Genomic DNA, 18587 nt, shown 5'->3' with positions numbered 1-18587 from the left:
CTCACCTTACTCTCTTTGTAATCTAAGTACTTAAAACCGTTGCCTTCAACCGACATGGATCTTCACAAGATCCTCCCTGCTGCTTAGATGTACGACCGTCACGGGTTCATTATCGTGTTGACGTAAATAGTGGTCAACCGCATCATAATCCGTCTGATATCGCAGCTCTAACGCATGGCTATGGGATAAACGCTCAATGATTTTCCTCGTATCGTCGGACGATCCTTCATCGAATATCGTTGCCTTCACTTCGTTGCCCTTAAATCGCGAGAAGAAAAACAAGGAGCGAATATACCATTCAATTTGGTTTTGATTATTTTTGGTGACGAGCAGCACATTAGCCGGTTTCTTGCTTCCACCTCTGCGGGTTCCGAGCAATAAATGGAGCACAGCAATGCTGATTCCGTAGCAACCTAAGATCCAAAGCAATCCAATCCACATAGCGGGTCCCTCCCTTACCTGCAGTGTATGCTGCAAAGTTAAGGGGGGTTCCTCTCGTAAAATGGAGATTACAACGTTACCCAACCATTTTTGATAGCTATAATAACCGCTTGTGTACGATCATCAACTTCCATTTTCTGGAGAATGCTGCTGACATGGTTTTTCACCGTTTTTTCACTGATATAGAGGAACTCTCCGATCAGCTTATTACTTTTACCTTCCGCCATAAGACGAAGCACTTCTGCCTCTCGCTTAGTTAGCGGACTATTTGCATTATGTATGTATTTAAGACCTGAATCTTTGATGCCTTGACCGGAACCAACTACACCCACATCATCCAAATAGGTCATACGTCTGAGCTGATTAATCAGCTTGCCAGTAACCTTCGGGTGAATGTAAGCATGACCAGCCACTACAGAACGAATCGCATTAATAAGCGACTCCGCTTCCATATCCTTCAGTAGATAACCTGAAGCCCCTTTGCGAAGAGTTTCGAACACATAGCTCTCATCATCATGAATGGATAAAATGATTACTTTGATGTCTGGAAAAATAAGCTTAAGCCGTTCAGTCGCCACAACGCCGTTCTCGAGCGGCATATTAATATCCATGAGAACAATATCCGGCGTGATTTGATTGCAAAGCTCGATAACCTGGATACCATCACCGCATTCACCGATGACTTCCATATCATCTTCCATATTAATAATTCGTTTAACACCTTCGCGAAAAAGCTGATGATCGTCCGCAATGACAATATGCACATTGCGTTTATGACTCGCCGTGTTGTCCATTCTGATTTTCCTCCTTGTTCTCTCCAACGCCGCCGATAGGGATTAGCATCGTAATTTTTGTACCTGAATCTTTTTCGGACTCTAGAACCATCGTGCCTTCCAACAGCTCGACACGCTCACGCATGCCTAGCAAACCGAAATTATTCCCCTTGGCAATTCTTTGTTCTGTCTGCGGCACGTCGAAACCGATCCCGTTATCTACCACGTAGATTTGTACTTGATCAGGTTCCAGTGTGAGCTCGACAGATAGGAAAGTAGCTTTGGCATGCTTGTTTACATTAGATAAAGCTTCCTGCACAAGTCGGAAAATAGCAATTTCAAGCCCAGACGGAATGCGAGTCTCCTTGCCTACGAGATTAAACTGTGTGCGAATTTTATACTTATCTTCGAAATCCTGTACATATTTACGCAGTGTGGGAACGATTCCTAGATCATCGAGCGCCATTGGACGGAGGTTGAAGATGATCTTACGAACTTCTTCAAGCCCCCCTCTGACTTGGCCCTTCAAATCTACTAATTCTTCCTTCACTGCGGGAATATCCTCTTTCACAAGCATACGCTGGGCAATTTCAGTTCGAAGCACAACATTCGCCAAGGTTTGAGCCATACCATCGTGAATTTCACGAGCAATGCGCTTCCGCTCTTCCTCTTGGGCCAAAATTATTTTCAAACCGAGTAATTGCCTGTTCTTCGCGGATTCGATTATACGAGTCACCTGATTGAGGTCGCCCGATAAATATTCCAGTACCACATTCATTTGCGATACGATTGTTTCTGCTCGCTCCACCTGCTTGTCCACATTCTTCGTGCGTACCTGCAGATCATTGCGCCTAGTCTTTAGATTATTTTCTTTTTCCCTAGCAATTGTCAGCTGTAATTGAAAAGCAATCGCGGCTTCATAAGCAATCTTGATATCTTCCTCACGGTACTTGTTGAAATCACGACTGACCTCCGTAAGTCGAATACGAGACCACTTGTAATCCCTCTCCAAATTGTCAACCAGCTCGATGGTAACACTCGTTTCATACTTAATCTCTTCGAGCTCGTGAGTGAGGGCCTCTTTTTCCAAACGAGAAGCTTCAGCGATTTCAAACATTTGATACTTGCTGCTCTCCATGACGTTAATTGCGTTTTTAATGACACGATCTATAGCGTCTGGCTGCAAATGAAACGAGCTCCTTTATAAAACAATATTAGAAATTAGTCTACCCCATATTGTATCATAGTTTTACCCATTTGCCGTGTACTTCTAGCACTATTTATTCGATCGTAATCCCATAATTTTTGGGTTCCCAGCCTACTTTAAAGCCTAATCTCTCTGAAATGAGTCGCAAAGGCACCATCGTCACATTATTCATGATTTTAGGAGATACTTCAGCCGTCACACGATCCCCGTTGACAAACAGATCAGCATTATCAATCCATAGATCAATAAGCTTATCGCCTCGTACAACAGTTACCTTCCGCTCTTTGTCATCCCACTTCACATTACCGCCTAATGCTTCTGTTACGAAACGAATCGGAACCAACGTATTATCATTCACAATCGTCGGAGCCTGTTCCAATGTATAGGATTTATCATTCAATGTCGCTTGTTTCTTATACACATTCAGCTTTATCGTATTTTTCGGAAGAGCGGGTAGCTGTCCTTCGTAAATGAAAGAGATATCATCGATATTAACTTTCCCTTTGAGAGCTCTTTCATCCTGCCCATTTGCGGGATTAGCGACATATACACTCTTGAGCTTGATCGGGAATTTAAGGTCGGACACATCAGCCGTTACCTTGCGCCAGCCTGTCCAGTTCATATTTTCAGTGAAACTCACGTAATTTAGCTTACCATCTGCATCAATGATTTCCGCACGTACCCAGTTAAAGCTTCCATCACCAAGCACTTTGGCTGTAATAAATTCCGGTTCTCCTTCAATCTGAGCACCATTCATCCCATTAAATCTAGCATAAGCTGCTTTAGTACCTGTTCCTTTTGTAAAATCATAAGAAATTTCCAGACTCTTATTTCCACTAGTTGGAACAATATTAACGGCTGAAACAACCTCTGCCGGGTACTTATCGCCTGTTGTCATAACCGCAAAATTATCTAGATCATACCAAACCTTTTCCTGGCCAACAGGCAGGGTAACCATCGTACTATAACCATCATACCTCGCAATAACTTGAGCAGCCTGAGAGCCCGAAGCGCTATCCACATGAAGAATACCGTCTTTCAGCGTCCCTTTAATCCCACTTAGCTCCCAAGTCGCTGATGCCGCAGGCAATTCACGTGTTGCTCCACTCCTAGTCGTTACAGATATGGGCAGCTTGAAATCTCCACCTTCTATAACCGAAAAGGCTCCTGAGTTAAATTTCATGGATGTAATCTGATCTCTTCCGACAACCTCAACGTCCATGGATGCTGAACCTTTGCCTGACTTGGCTGTGATTTGGGTCTTACCTGGCAATGTCGGTGTAAACACATTATCTTTGAACGCTCCATTCGTCGTGGAACTACTCCACTGTGGAACAATACCATCTACGGAAATCGGATTATAATAATCATCATAAGCTTTAAATTGATAAGTGCTGGATTCATTCATGAATAAAATATTTTGACCCTTTAAAATAAGTCCCTTCAACTCTCCCTTCGGTGCCGTCGAATACACACCCACACCATTTGCAACGGAACGCTGATTGCCATTCTCTGTTTTATTAACTAGCTTCGGATCATAATCCCCGAGTGGTCTTGAAACCATCTGTGTCGATCCCCCGCCATCCAAAACCATCCCTCTCCAAACGCCAGCACTAATCATAAACTGCTGTAGCTCTGGAAGCGTCATCCCTGCACTGCCTGCACTGCGATCCGAAGTAATGATATAAGCCGTCTTCATATCTTTGGAGTAGCCTATTGCCGTTCGGGAACGTGGGCTGTAGCCACTGAAATCTCCAATATTGCGTGTAAAATAACTCGGCTTCGCCTCATCCACCAGCAGTGTGCTTCCGCCAATGAGCATTTTGAAATTCTTCCAATCATACGTCTTAGACGCATCATGCGGAACCATATCATATTTAGTAGTGATCTTATCTCCGACTTTGAGGTGATTTACGATAAACTCCCTGGCTAGGCCTGAGCCTCTAAGGATATAGCCATCTGCTGGAGCTACCATTTTAATATTCGTATCTACGGCAATTTCCTTGACTACATCATTCTGTATGAGCGCTTCTGTCGGAACATGCGTTCCATCCACCGCACGCTGCGTTAAAGCCCAAGCATTCGTATAGAGGAAAAGTCCGTCTGCGATCATCGCAACATCGTTATCGTCCCAATAATACGTTTTGTTCACACCGCCAAGGTCAAAAGAAGTCCCGTCCTTCGCCGTCACCTTACCTTGAAAATCAAAAATATCAATTATCGGTTGATTACTCTTCGTTATTGCAAAAGAATAAAGCCCAGATATTTTCGCCGGGGTCGCCATCACCTGACCGTTCGTGATTTGCGCGCCTTCCGGAACACCTTCCGCTTGTGTATTGAAGAAATCTCCATTCACACCTGCCACTGCACCAGTATCCTTCACCATCCCCAGAACACTCTGGTTCTTCGTGAACTGATTATTCGTCCCAGCCATTGCGTCTATCTTAACGTTCGGATTCGTCAAATCAACCTCTACCACATTGGCGATCACCGAAACGTCCTTATTGCTTCTAGTTGTCGTCCAAATGTAATTCTTCATAATTGCACCAGATGTAATCGTCTCCTGCGAACTAAGTGTCAACGTCGGCCCTGCCGCGTTTACCGTAGTCCCCGCCACCAATTGCCATACCAATGCGCAAGCCAGCGCACCCATTCCTACTTGCTTCTGTACCATCATGTTGCTTTTCCACTCTCCTCTTTCAGTCTAAGTCTAGTATTCTATCTTTTCGGATATCTATTAGACTCTTAAACTATGGAAAAAGTTACGATTTGAGAGAAGTTGTATTTATACGTCAAAAATATGACCACGAACCAGCAAAAAAAAGAGAGCACGACCCTACTTGGATCTGCTCTCTGCTTGAGATGCTTGATATTTTAATTAAAGGATTTGTTTTATTTTAGCTTCATGTTCAATGGAACGTGCAGATAAGAGTTCGATAATCCTATGCTGCTGCTCTTGAATGACTTCAATTCTCTTCACTGTTTCATTGGTCTCCAGAACAGCTTGTTTAATTTGAGCTTGTTCTAATTCCAATCTGTCCAATCGATTGTCGATTCCGTCTAGTCGACCGTCAATTCTATCCAATCTCTCAAATACCGGTGATAATTCAGCCTTAAGTAACGCGGTTAGTGCCTCTTTCAAGTCATTATCCAAAATCATCACTCCCGATCCATTTACTTAATTCTGTTTTATGATTATACCATAATACTCAAACTTAGAGCATCTTCGGACTATATAAATATTATATCAAATAAAAGGAAATAACACAAACAAATGTTCTCATTTATTATCAATGTTTTTCTTTCTTTTATTAACGCAAAAACACAGAAAAGCCGCCCTAATTGGACAGCTCTTCTTTTCCATCTATTTACTTAAACCAATGCTTGAGTTTTCAAAGACTCAGCTTTATCTGTACGCTCCCAAGGAACATCCAGATCATTACGGCCGAAGTGACCATAAGCAGCTGTTTGACGGTAGATTGGACGACGCAGATCAAGCTCTTTAATGATGCCCGCAGGACGTAGGTCAAAGTTATTGTGAATCAGCTCAACAAGCTTCTCTTCACTAATTTTACCTGTACCGAAAGTATCAACAGCGATGGACACTGGACGAGCTACACCAATTGCGTAAGCTAATTGAACTTCACATTTTTCAGCAAGTCCAGCTGCTACGATATTTTTCGCAACATAACGTGCTGCGTACGCACCGGAACGGTCAACTTTCGTTGGATCCTTACCAGAGAACGCGCCGCCGCCGTGACGAGCGTAACCACCATAAGTATCAACGATGATTTTACGACCAGTCAAACCAGCATCCCCTTGAGGTCCGCCAATAACGAAACGGCCAGTCGGGTTAATGAAATAGTTTGTATTCTCATCCAGCAAGTGAGCCGGAACGATTGGGTTAATGACATGTTCTTTAATATCTTTTTGGATTTGCTCCAACGTAACTTCTTCACCATGCTGTGTAGATACAACAATTGCATCAACACGAACTGGTTTATCATCGACATACTCAACCGTTACTTGAGTTTTTCCGTCAGGACGCAGGTATGGAAGAGTTCCATCTTTACGAACTTCTGTCAAACGACGAGCCAATTGGTGAGAAATCGAGATTGGAAGTGGCATAAGTTCAGGCGTCTCGTTAACCGCGAATCCGAACATCAGACCTTGGTCACCAGCACCGATTGCTTCAATTTCCTCATCAGACATCGAACCTTCTCTTGCTTCAAGGGCTCTGTTAACACCTTGTGCAATGTCAGGGGATTGTTCATTCAAAGAAACGAGAACCGCACAAGTTTGGGAGTCAAAACCATACTTCGCACGCGTGTAACCAATTTCCTTGATTGTTTGTCTAGCGATCGCTTGAATATCAACATATTCAGAGCTTGAAGTAATCTCACCGATTACCAAAACCAATCCAGTTGCTACTGATACCTCACATGCTACACGAGCATTCGGATCATTGGCAAGAAATGCATCCAATACCGAGTCAGAAATTTGGTCACAAATTTTATCCGGATGACCTTCTGTTACGGATTCGGATGTAAATAAACGACGTCCACGTACTTGCGCCATATCATTCATCCTCCTAATATCATTTAGTATGTTTGAAAAGCTTCTACACGATGCCTCTATATGAAAAAAAAGTGGGCCCGGCTTTAGCGGCAGCTTTTCACGCCAAACGGAATCCCTCTTTTGCGCTCAAGCGCTGACAAGATCTTTGAATTCCGCAATGGTAAAAATAAGAATCAAACAGTAAATCATGTATAAAGACAACAAAAAAATGAACCTTTCCCGATTGGAAAAGGTTAAATTAAAAATTGACCTTCAATTAGTTATCTTACGTCATTTGTCGTCTAGTGTCAATGCAGCAAACCGTGAAGAAATTATGAATAATTCCTCAAAATCTATAAAGAAAATAGCGCTTCTTCTGCCTTCTGAATCAGTCTTTTAGTAATCGTTCCTCCTACTGCCCCTGCATCTCTCGATGAGATGTGTCCCCAGTAGTCTTCTTTCATGGAAGAAGAAGGAATCGAACCCAATTCCGTTGCAAACTCCGTATCCGCATGAAGCGACATTTGCTTACCAACAGGCAAACCTAATTCAGCAGCAATCTCATACTTCAAAATATCCAATGCCTTTTTAGATTCAGGAACCACTTTATTATTGTTTCTAGCCATAACAAACGCCTCCTTAGAGTTTTTGTTGTGATTACGACACTCCATAAGCAATCGCCGATGATGTGAGTACATCACTAGTATGGCTAGATTCCTGATGTCAAACCGAATAAGAACTTGTCAGTTTGGGTAAAATTATGGAGAAGACTTTTATTGAATAAAGACCAGATAAACAAACATTTTAGTTTTGAAATTCGTTAAAAACATTATTGAGCAACCTTACTTCCGTCAGCATTCAATAATAAATAGCTTCCTCGTACCATGACAAAGATGTCCGCCGTATTTTTAGGCGATGGCTTAATACCACGGCCTTCGACCGGGAAGATCAAAAGATGGTTCAGCGCGATTTCCGTCCCCGCTGGAAGATCTTTGCCTCCCGTAACATCCGGGATGCCATTTTCATCGTTGCTCACGGCTAGTACCTTGCCTGTTCGCACGATAAACTCGGCGCCAGCACCGGCGTAAAGCGTTTGTCCATTTTGCAATTGGACAACCTTCATTGTCGCTGGCGTGGAAGAGCCCGTGCCTCCGTTGCTCCCACTAGGCTGGCCTGTGCCAGCGTTGGCCGCGATCGCGGAGGCGACAAGCTCCTTCACCTTTGCTTCGCTTAAGGTGTTCTGGTCGAAGTAGCTCTTTGTGATCACCGGGTCGGTGGACGAGCCTGGGGCTGGGGCTTCAGCTTGGGATGTACCAATTTCTACATTAACTAAAAATATAAGCAAAAATCCAAATAATATTTTTCTATTCATTGTAATCTCCTTAAAAACAAAGAAGACCCCCGAAAGGGTCCTCTCTATTATTAACTATTAGTCAACGATAACTGATACAGATTTACCACCAGCGATTGCTTTAACTATAAAGCTAGTAACACCAGCACCAATATGAACAACGCCAGCACTGTCTACAGTTACTGTTCCACCAGTATTTACATCAGATACAACATATTGCAGACCTAAGAATGTACGATATTTCTCAAGTTCGCTTCCTGTGTATTCAACACCATAGTTATCAACTACTTTTAAGCCTGAAAGAAGTACAGATGCTTTAGGAGCTGTATTAACTGCCCAAGCTGTTGAGGTTGTTGCATCAGCAGAAATTGTGCTAGCTACAACTTGATCTGCCTTAACGTTAACATCAAGAGTTGCATCAGCAGTTGAACCACCATTAGTAGTGTAAACTACAGTAATAGAAGCTTTACCTGCTTTGTTCCCAATAACAGTAACTTCATTACCGTTTTGAATTGTTTTAGCAACATCTTGGTTAGAAGAACTTGCACTTACAATTCTTCCACCTGGAAGAGCAACCGCATCTCCAGATTTGTCTTTTGCGGAAATACCAAGGCCTCTACCCAAACTGCTATTGAATGCCCAGTCAACAGTTCCATCGCCATCTACATCTGTAGCACCAGTTGTTGTTAGCAATTTATCAGATGCAGGTATCAAAGAGCTATCCAAAGTTGCATATAGATCCTTAATTGCATTTACGCTGTAAGTAAGGTCTGCGTTTGGAACAACTGTCAAAGAACTATCGATAGTTTTCAAAACATTTGGCGAGGAAAGTAGTGCATGGTTGGAATCTTTAAGTTGAATCAATTGTGCTTTAACTTTAGTAGTACCTGGTGTATTTCCAGCTGTAAGTACAAGACCTTTACTGTTAAAATCAGTTCCAAAATTAGCTGCAGTTACATCAAATGTTTGATCGCCAGCAAGATTATAATTATGAGTACCATCAGTATAAGTAGCATATGTGCTATCTGATACTGTTACTGTTACTTTATAATCTGATTGGTAAGCAGCAATTGTATTAGCCAATTTCTCACCGTATTGGTCTTTTACAAACCATTTCACAGTTGTGGCAGCTGTTGCGATACCTTTTTGTGCTGGTTTGTCACCATCTAAAACAATTGTTTCTGGTTTACGAGTAGTTTGAACTGTAAAGCTTTGTTGTGCATTGTTTTGAACATTTGCAGAGTAGATACCAACGTTTACAAATACAACACTGTTAGCTGTAGCAGTTACACCATTAAGTTGTAATTGACCTTTATGTTCACCAGATTGAACAATTGCAGCATTACCGTTCTTATAAGTATCGGATCCACCGTTGATTGCGCCACCGTCCGCAGGAATAGTAGCCCCAGATACTGAAATAGCAAATCTATTGCTATTTGCATTGGAAGCAATATCAGAAGCAGACAATTTATTTCCAGCAGCATCATAAGCTACGATAGGAAGATATTTAACTCCGTCACCTTCTGCCAACACGCCAGTAAAGCTACCGAATTCAACTTTGTTAGCTACTTTTGTGGACTCTACTTTGATAGTAGCTGTCGCACTACTAGCTCCTACATATACAGTCGCCGTGTAATCACCAGTTTTTTCTGTGTTTTTATCTAAAGTGATTCTAACTTTATCATAAGCGCCACCAGCTGCTGGTTTCTTAACAGAAAGTGCATCAAAGCTATAAGGTGTAATAATAGCATCGTAGTTAGTGCGCGCTGCATCGACAGCACCTTCATCTACTACATCGCCATATTGGTCAAAGCGCGAAAGTGCGAATTCTGCATAATCACCAGCTTCTGTTAAAGAAGTTTTAACATTAGGATATTTTGCAGCTCCAAGTTCAATTTTGGAAACGATTGGCTCAGTTCCAATTTTGTATGTTTTTTGAACAGATACAGATGTATTAGTCAAGAAGACGTTAATTGGAAGAACATCAAGCTCGGATTGGTATTCAGCATCAGTACCTGAAACTCCAGTAGCACCAGCCGCCTTATTTTTCCACTGAGTGTTCAGTTTAATTTCAAGCAATCCTGTATCTTCGTTTCTTGTAACGCTTTTGGATTCACCAAGAACGTATGCTGTGTAGCTACCACCATTGATACTAGCAACTTCGCCGTATTGGTTTTCAGCTTTGATTCTTATAGTCACGCTTTTGGATTTAGCGATTTTGTCGCTTGCATTTACAAAGCTAAGTTTTGTAACTTTTTCTGTTTCAGCAGTAAATGTTGCAGTTGTTTTATCAACGTTAGCTGCATCAAGTCCAGCAAGAGTTACAGTGTAGCTGCCTTCGCTTACTTTAACGTCAGTCAAAGTCAGAATAGCAGATTTCTTATCATCAGCAAATTTAGCTGTGGACGCTACGGCAATAGTTCCTTTTGTCAGAGCCAGAGTAGCTTTTTTGTCATCAACTGCTTTATTGAAAGTTACTGTAACTGTTTTAACGCCTGTAGCTTTAGCTTCAGTTACGGATACTTTACCCATTGATGAGATAGCTGCATCAGCTGTGAACGCGCCAACTACTAGATCAGCACGAGTAGCGAATTTGGAACCATCAGTACCTTCTGGAAGCAATTTCTTATCAACTGCTTGTTTAACAGCGTCAGCGTACCAAGGAGTACCTGTAGTATCTGGTTTAATTCCAAGACCTTTAACAAGTGCAGTAGCGAACTCACCAAGAGTTACGTTTGCGCCCGGGTCAAAAGTTTTGTCTGTTTTACCATCAACTAGACCAGCTTTTTTAGCAGCTTCGATGAAAGGAATTGCCCAACCGTTAGCTTTATCGTCAGCTTTAACATCTTCAAAGCTGGAAGTTTTAACAGTATCGTCAACTTTGATGCCAGCAACCAAAACAAGAACTTTCGCGAATTGTGCGCGAGTCATGTTTTCTTTGATTCCAAAGGAATCATCTGCTGTACCTTCGAAGTATTTTTTTGCAAGCATAGCATCGATTTTAGCAAGTACAGTTGCATCTAAACCAGCAAGATCTTTAAAATCCTTGGAAGTCTTAACTGTTGTTGCTGTTGTAGTAGCTGTAGGAGTAGTAGTAGTGCTAGTTGTTTCAGCAGCCATTGCCACCGAAGCAAACATGGAGAATGCCATTGTTGCAGTTGCGATTACTTTTAAACTTTTTTTCATAACCTTTTTTTCTCCTCCTTGAATATCTTTGGTTTTATTTTTTAGGTTGAATCTAACAATATTTGAGCTCGATTTACTCATTGTTTAGTTCACCCCCTTCCCAGAGTTAGAGCATTATATAACTAAGTTCGCTTGTGACACAACATTGCCACGCGGAAACTAGTAAACTAGTTAGAAAATATAGACAGTCACACCAATGTATATTATACAGTGGTCGAATTGCCTCGTAAAGAATTATTTTTAAAAATACATTTTTAGAAATAGGAAATGATTTGTTTTTGTTTTCAAAGTATTAAACGCGTGTCTCGCAAAAAAGTTGCGCTTTTAAAAAAGAATTTCAAAAAAATTGTTTAATATAAAAAAAGAAGACCCTTGCGGGCCCTCTTTATCTTCAGTATTTCTTTAATTAGTTAACAAATGTAGTAACTGTTTTGCCGTTCGAAATTGCTTTAACGTTGAATTCTATTACGCCTGCGCTGATTGTAATTGTGTGATCAGCATTTACTGTCACCGTTCCGCCTTTAACATCAGTCACTACATATTGGATACCAAGTAGATCTGCATATCTGTTTAATTCAGTATCTGTGTACTCCACACCATAGTTATCAACAATTTTAAGGTTTGGCAACAATTTATATGCATCTATCGTTGTCGTTCCTACAGTCGGTGTTGTAATATCGTTATTACCATCTGCTGTTATAGCTGCTGTAACCACTTGATCTGCTTTTACGTTAACATTGATTGTTTCATCTTTTGCAGATCCATCAGCTAATGTGTAAACAACTGTAATTGTTGCTTTACCTGCTTTGTTACCTATAACAACGACATCTCCACCATTTTGTGCTATCTGTGCGACGTTTTGATCGGAAGAAGCTGCACTTACTACACGACCTGCTGGTATCGCCACTTCATCTCCAGATGTATTCTTCGCTGTAATCTCAACTTTTCTTCCAAGACTTCCGTTGAATACCCACTCACTAGCTGGTGTCATGAGCTTCTCACCAGCCGCAACCACGCCACTATCAAGTGTTGCATATAAGTCACTTACTGGTTTCAAACTGTAAGTTAACTCAGTATTATTGGCAACTACTTCCATAGAACTGTCAATCGTTTTAAGTATGCTTTCATTTGCAGTACCTGGGTTTTGAATCAGTTTCGCTTCTACTTTAGCTGTTCCTGCAGTTAGAGCCGTGAATTTCAGATCATTGCTGTTGAAATCCTCTAAATGTGTGGCTGTGAAGTCATAAGTCTTATCAGCTGCTTGTGTTAGGTTTGTTGAGCCTAGTCCTGTGAAATCAGCGTACGTTGAACCCGTTACCGTTACTAATACTTTGTAATCTCCATCGTAATCAGCAATCGTTTTATCTAATTTTTCACCATATTGGTCTTTAACAAACCATTTAACTGTTGTTGTTGCACCAGCAAGCGCTTTTTGTGCTGGATTGTCACCATCAAGTACGATGGTTTCAGGTTTACGTGCTTCTTGAATTGTAAAGCTTTGTTGTGCGTTGTTTTGAACGTTAGCAGAGTAGATACCTAAGTTCATGAATACAATACTGTTCGCAGAGGCATCGATGGAATCCAATTTGATTTGACCTTTGTGCTCACCCGATTGGACAATCGCGTCATTTCCGTTATTTCCTGTTGCTGCTGTTGCACCAGATATCGAAATGGTGAATCTTTTTGCTGCAGCTTGATCAGCGATATCTTGTGCACTTAATTTGTTCCCATTCGCATCATAAGCAATGATAGGAATGTATTTGTTGGTGTCACCGTGTGCCAACACGCCTGAGAATGAATCAAACTCTACTTTATTTGCTATTTTGGATGATTCGGCTTTTACTGTCGTAGTCGCACTTGCAGAACCTACATAAATCGTTACTGTGTAGTCTCCTGCTTTCTCAACTGCTTTATCCAAGCTGATTTTTACTGTATCGTAGTCGCCTGTTACCAATTTAAGCGCATCAAAACTATACGGCGTAATTATTGAATTATAATCAGTACGGTTAGTCGGAATTGCTGTTTCAGGAATTATATCACCGTACTGATCATAACGAGTTATTCCAATCTCTGCCACATCGCCAGTGCTTGAAAGTGCTGTTTTACCAGTTGGATACTTCACTGTGCCTAATTCTACTTTCGTTACATAAGGCTCCGTGCCCACTTTTAATGTTTTTTGTACAGATACAGAAGAGTTTGTTAAGAACACATTCACAGGAATAACATCAATTTCGGATTGCTTAGCACTTGTGTCAAGTGTAAGCTCTAGCAAACCTGTATCTTCGTTTCTAGTTAAAGATTGCGAAGCGCCGGCTACATAAGCCGTATAGCTGCCGCCATTAATTGTAGCATTTTCCCCATACTGATTTTCTGCTTTTACTTTTACTATGACTTTAGCTGATTTAGCAATTTTATCACTTGCATTTACAAAGCTAAGTTTTGTAACTTTTTCATTTTCAGCTGTAAATGTTGCTGTTGTTTTATCAACGCCAGCTGCATCTAAACCGGAAAGTGTTGCTGTGTAACTGCCTTCGCTTACTTTTACATCAGTTAAAGTTAGTTCAGCAGATTTCTTGTCATCAGCAAATTTTACCGTTGTCGCGATATCAGCAGTACCTTTTGTTAGAGCTAATGTTGCTTTTGTTGTATCTATTGGTTTGTTAAAGTTTACTGTAACTTGTTGTACACCCGTTGCTTTCGCATCTGTGACAGAAACTTTACCCGCTGATACATATTGTTGTTTTGCTTCGTATGCGCCGCTTACTAGAAGATCGCGAGTTGCGTTAGCCATACCGCCGAATTTACCGTCAGTGCCGTTGGAAAGAAGTTTCAGATCAAGTGCCAAAGCGACATAACCTTGAGCCCAATCAGAAACGGTTGTGTCTGTACCTGTTTTGCCTTTTGCTGCTGCATCTTGTCCAAGAACACGAACCAAGAAAGTAGCCAGTTGTTCTTTCGTTACTTTACCAGCCGGGTTGTACTGACCTTCTGCATAGCCATCAGTGACGCCTGCAGTTTTCAGCGCTTCGATGTAAGGAAGTGCATAACCATTGGCCGCGTCGGTTACACTAACGTCAGTGAAAGAAGAGGTTTGCACGTCTTTGTTGACATCAAGGCCCATGATCAAAGCTGCTACTTTCGCGAATTGAGCGCGGTTCATTTCATCTTTTAGACCGAATGTAGTATCTGATACGCCATCGAAGATACCAGCGGAAATCATCGCATCAAATTTTGCCTGTGTTGCTGCGTCGAGTTCTTTCAAATCTGTGAAGTCAGCGGATGTTTTAGCGAATGCTAGGGATGAGAACATGGAAAGAGCCATTGCAGATGTAAGAACTACGGATAGTGTTTTTTTCATAAGGTTTGTTTCCTCCTAATATTTATAAAGTTTTTGTTAAAAACTAGTTTTCAGACACAACTTTTTAAGAATCACTCTCTTTCTAATGTATAATTACCTCCCAGACAAATATAAGATTACTATCAATTTGTAAAATAAGTATGTATAGAAGCTGAATTTCAGCTAAAAGTTAACTTAAAATATACTGAAAATCTCTATTTGATCATTATAAATCCTTCAAATCATGCTCGAAATTTACTTCAAATAGACTCACAAAACAAAGAAGACCCTCGCGGGTCTCCTCTGTTTTTCTATATCTTGTATTAGTTAACCAAAGTCGTAACGGACTTGCCATTTGCAATAGCCTTGATGTTAAACTCAGTCACGCCTGTTCCAATCGTAATTGTGCGGTCAGCATTAACTGTTACTGTTCCACCTTTAACATCTGTTACTACATATTGAACACCAAGTAGATCTGCGTATCTTACCAACTCAGCGTCTGTGTACTCAACGCCGTAGTTGTCAACGATTTTCAAGCTTGGCAACAATGTGTGTGCAGCTACCGTTACTGGTGTTACAGTCGGCATTGTAATGTCGTTAGATCCATCTGCTGTCAACGATTTTCAAGCTTGGCAACAATGTGTGTGCAGCTACCGTTACTGGTGTTACAGTCGGCATTGTAATGTCGTTAGATCCATCTGCTGTTACTGCTGCAGCAACAACTTGATCTGCCTTTACATTAACTGCAACTGTTTCGTCTTTTGTTGAACCATTAGCTAGTTTGTATACGACTGTGATAGTCGCTTTACCAGCTTTATTACCTACTACCACGATGTCACCATTGCTTTGTGCTACTTTTGCAACATTTTGATCTGAAGAGGAAGCACTGATTACACGACCTGCCGGGATTGCTACTGCTTCTCCAGATGTGTTCTTCGCTGTAATTTCTACTTTTCTTCCAAGACTTCCGTTGAATGCCCACTCCGTTGCTGGTGCCAAAAGCTTCTCAGCATCTTTAACTAMACCACTATCAAGTGTTGCATATAGGTCACTTACTGGATTGATGCTATACGTTAACTCTGTGCTATCYGCAACAACTTCCATGGAGCTATCCACTGTTTTCAGTGTGCTTTCGTTCGCAGCACCTGGGTTTTGGATCAGTTTAGCTTCTACTTTAGCTGTTCCTGCGCCTACGGCTGTAAATGTAAGACCTTTGCTGTTCAAATCTTCAAGGTGAGTTGCTGTGAACTCATACGTTTTTGGTGTTGCTNGAAAAAGACCACCCGAAGGTGGGTTTTACCAGGGTTTTGTATTAGCTTCGCTTCAACTTTAGCTGTTCCTGCGCCTACGGCTGTAAATGTAAGACCTTTGCTGTTCAAATCTTCAAGGTGAGTTGCTGTGAACTCATACGTTTTTGGTGTTGCTTGGTTAACGGTTGAACCGAGACCTGTGAAGTTTGCAAAGTCACTACCTGTAACAGTTACAACTACTTTGTAATCGCCATYGTAGTCTGCAATTGTTTTACCTAATTTCTCACCATATTGGTCTTTTGCAAACCATTTTACTGTCGTTGTAGCACCAGCAAGTGCTTGTTGAGCTGGCTTGCTACCATCAAGAACCAATGTTTCTGGTTTACGAGCTTCTTGAATTGTAAAGCTTTGTTGAGCATTGTTTTGAACNAAGTCCGTCAGGACTTGCCAAAAGTAGGTATCCATTTGGTCTTTTGCAAACCATTTTACTGTCGTTGTAGCACCAGCAAGTGCTTGTTGAGCTGGCTTGCTACCATCAAGAACCAATGTTTCTGGTTTACGAGCTTCTTGAATTGTAAAGCTTTGTTGAGCATTGTTTTGAACATTAGCAGAATAAATACCCAGGTTCATGAATACTACGCTGTTCGCGGAAGCATCGATCGAATCAAGTTTGATTTGTCCTTTATGCTCGCCTGTTTGTACAATCGCATTATTTCCGTTGTTACCAGTTGCAACTGTTGCGCCGGAAACGGAAAGGGAGAATCTTTTTGCTGCTGCTTGATCAGCAATGTCTTGTGCACTTAATTTGTTCCCATTCGCATCATAAGCAACGATCGGGATGTATTTGTTTGTATCGCCATGTGCCAATACGCCATTAAGTGAACCAAACTCAACTTTGTTAGCTACTTTTGAAGATTCTGTTTTTACCGTTACTGTTGCACTTGCAGAACCAACATAGATCGTTGCTGTGTACTCTCCTGCTTTTTCAACTTCTTTATCCAAGCTGATTTTCACAGTATCATAATCGCCAGTTGCAAGTTTAAGAGCATCAAAGCTGTAAGGCGTGATAACTGCATCATAAGCCGTACGGGTCGCAACAATTGCACCTTCAGGGATTACATCACCGTACTGATCGTAACGAGTGATTTCGATTTCTGCAACGTCACCTTTGCTCGAAAGCGTCGTTTTACCAGTTGGGTATTTCACTGTACCTAACTCAACTTTTGTTACGTAAGGTTCAGTTCCAACTTTCAATGTTTTTTGTACAGATACAGAAGAGTTTGTTAAGAACACATTCACAGGAATAACATCAATTTCGGATTGCTTATTACTTGTGTCAAGTGTAAGCTCTAGCAAACCTGTATCTTCATTTCTAGTCAATGTTTGAGAAGCGCCCGCTACATATGCCGTATAGCTGCCACCATTAATTGAAGCATTTTCACCATATTGGTTTTCTGCTTTTACTTTTACAATTACTTTAGCTGATTTAGCAATTTTATCACTTGCATTTACAAAGCTAAGTTTTGTAACTTTTTCATTTTCAGCTGTAAATGTTGCGGTTGTTTTATCAACGCCAGCTGAATCTAAACCGGAAAGCGTTGCTGTGTAGTTGCCTTCGCTTACTTTAACATCAGTCAATGTCAATACAGCGGATTTTTTATCATCAGCAAATTTGACAGAAGTTGCAATGTTTGCAGTTCCTTTTGTTAAAGCGATTGTTGCTTTAGTCGTATCGACTGGTTTGTTAAAAGATACAGTTACTTGGTATACGCCAGTTGCTTTCGCTTCAGTTACAGATACTTTACCAGCTGGTACGTATTGTTGTTTCGCTTCGTATGCGCCGCTCACTAGAAGATCGCGAGTTGCGTTAGCCATACCGCCAAATTTACCGTCTGTGCCATTGGAAAGAAGTTTCAGTTCAAGTGCCAAAGCGACATAGCCTTGTGCCCAACCAGAAACCGTTGTGTCTGTACCTGTTTTGCCTTTAGCTGCTGCGTCTTGACCAAGAACACGAACCAAGAAAGTAGCTAGTTGTTCTTTTGTTACTTTACCAGCTGGGTTGTATTGACCTTCAGCATAGCCATCCGTAACGCCTGCAGTTTTCAAAGCTTCGATGTAAGGAAGTGCATAACCATTTGCTGCATCGGTTACACTAACGTCAGTGAACGTCGATGTTTTCAAGTCTTTGTTTACTTCCAGACCCATGATCAATGCCGCTACTTTCGCAAATTGTGCACGGTTCATTTCGTCTTTCAGACCGAAAGTTGTGTCAGTCACGCCGTCAAAAATACCAGCAGTGATCATCGCATCGAACTTCGCTTTTGTTGCTGCATCCAGGTCTTTCAAGTCTGTAAAGTCAGCAGACGTTTTAGCGAATGCTAAGGACGAGAACATGGAAAGAGCCATAGCGGATGTAAGAACTACGGATAGTGTTTTCTTCATAAAGGTTTGTTTCCTCCTAATATTATGAAAGTTTTTTTGTTAT

The 18587-nt window shown here is 41.3% G+C and carries 12 protein-coding genes; all 12 read right to left on the bottom strand.

Translation table 11 applies throughout. From position 1 onward, the window contains the following. Nucleotides 1-45 precede the first annotated feature (45 nt). On the bottom strand, nucleotides 46-441 hold the full coding sequence (locus ASG93_RS12100; RefSeq protein ID WP_056832206.1) for a hypothetical protein: 396 nt from the start codon (nucleotides 439-441) through the stop codon (nucleotides 46-48). 68 nt (nucleotides 442-509) lie between these two features. Continuing rightward, nucleotides 510-1235 (bottom strand): response regulator, encoded by a 726-nt coding sequence (locus ASG93_RS12095; RefSeq protein ID WP_056832204.1) that lies wholly within the window; start codon nucleotides 1233-1235, stop codon nucleotides 510-512. Beyond that, nucleotides 1213-2400, bottom strand: coding sequence for a sensor histidine kinase (locus ASG93_RS12090; RefSeq protein WP_082614876.1), 1188 nt, complete (start codon nucleotides 2398-2400; stop codon nucleotides 1213-1215). Before ASG93_RS12090 ends, ASG93_RS12095 begins: the two co-directional genes overlap by 23 nt. Nucleotides 2401-2494: 94 nt before the next feature. Beyond that, the gene (locus tag ASG93_RS12085; protein WP_056832201.1) at nucleotides 2495-5098 is read right to left on the bottom strand and encodes a stalk domain-containing protein; all 2604 of its coding nucleotides are present in this window, start codon (nucleotides 5096-5098) and stop codon (nucleotides 2495-2497) included. Between the two features lie 201 nt (nucleotides 5099-5299). Then, entirely contained in the window at nucleotides 5300-5575 is a 276-nt protein-coding gene (locus ASG93_RS12080; RefSeq protein WP_056832199.1) for a hypothetical protein, read from the bottom strand. A gap of 218 nt (nucleotides 5576-5793) precedes the next feature. Further along, the gene (gene metK / locus ASG93_RS12075) at nucleotides 5794-6999 is read right to left on the bottom strand and encodes a methionine adenosyltransferase (RefSeq protein WP_056832197.1); all 1206 of its coding nucleotides are present in this window, start codon (nucleotides 6997-6999) and stop codon (nucleotides 5794-5796) included. A 332-nt stretch (nucleotides 7000-7331) separates the two neighbouring features. After that, nucleotides 7332-7604 (bottom strand): alpha/beta-type small acid-soluble spore protein, encoded by a 273-nt coding sequence (locus tag ASG93_RS12070; RefSeq protein WP_029194931.1) that lies wholly within the window; start codon nucleotides 7602-7604, stop codon nucleotides 7332-7334. 203 nt (nucleotides 7605-7807) lie between these two features. Then, entirely contained in the window at nucleotides 7808-8350 is a 543-nt protein-coding gene (locus tag ASG93_RS12065) for a hypothetical protein (protein ID WP_056832195.1), read from the bottom strand. A gap of 57 nt (nucleotides 8351-8407) precedes the next feature. Next, entirely contained in the window at nucleotides 8408-11596 is a 3189-nt protein-coding gene (locus ASG93_RS12060; protein ID WP_056832193.1) for an S-layer homology domain-containing protein, read from the bottom strand. A gap of 325 nt (nucleotides 11597-11921) precedes the next feature. Continuing rightward, complete coding sequence (locus ASG93_RS12055; protein WP_056832191.1) at nucleotides 11922-14873, bottom strand: S-layer homology domain-containing protein; 2952 nt, start codon at nucleotides 14871-14873, stop codon at nucleotides 11922-11924. Between the two features lie 302 nt (nucleotides 14874-15175). Further along, nucleotides 15176-15469 carry a hypothetical protein gene (locus ASG93_RS12050; RefSeq protein WP_156410879.1) on the bottom strand — a complete coding sequence of 98 codons (294 nt, stop codon included), beginning with the start codon at nucleotides 15467-15469 and terminating at the stop codon, nucleotides 15176-15178. A 1063-nt stretch (nucleotides 15470-16532) separates the two neighbouring features. Then, nucleotides 16533-18307: S-layer homology domain-containing protein (locus ASG93_RS37160; RefSeq protein WP_414858860.1), on the bottom strand; the 1775-nt coding region annotated here is incomplete at its 3' end. Nucleotides 18308-18587 lie beyond the last annotated feature (280 nt).

This window comes from Paenibacillus sp. Soil787, assembly GCF_001429545.1.
Lineage (GTDB): Bacteria > Bacillota > Bacilli > Paenibacillales > NBRC-103111 > Paenibacillus_E.
This window is presented reverse-complemented; position numbering and strand designations above follow the sequence as displayed.

Coding starts and splice junctions, on each gene's coding strand:
- ASG93_RS12100 (WP_056832206.1), bottom strand. CDS start 441: ATGTGGATTGGATTGCTTTGGATCTTAGGTTGCTACGGAATCAGCATT.
- ASG93_RS12095 (WP_056832204.1), bottom strand. CDS start 1,235: ATGGACAACACGGCGAGTCATAAACGCAATGTGCATATTGTCATTGCG.
- ASG93_RS12085 (WP_056832201.1), bottom strand. CDS start 5,098: ATGATGGTACAGAAGCAAGTAGGAATGGGTGCGCTGGCTTGCGCATTG.
- metK (WP_056832197.1), bottom strand. CDS start 6,999: ATGGCGCAAGTACGTGGACGTCGTTTATTTACATCCGAATCCGTAACA.
- ASG93_RS12070 (WP_029194931.1), bottom strand. CDS start 7,604: ATGGCTAGAAACAATAATAAAGTGGTTCCTGAATCTAAAAAGGCATTG.
- ASG93_RS12065 (WP_056832195.1), bottom strand. CDS start 8,350: ATGAATAGAAAAATATTATTTGGATTTTTGCTTATATTTTTAGTTAAT.
- ASG93_RS12060 (WP_056832193.1), bottom strand. CDS start 11,596: ATGAGTAAATCGAGCTCAAATATTGTTAGATTCAACCTAAAAAATAAA.
- ASG93_RS12055 (WP_056832191.1), bottom strand. CDS start 14,873: ATGAAAAAAACACTATCCGTAGTTCTTACATCTGCAATGGCTCTTTCC.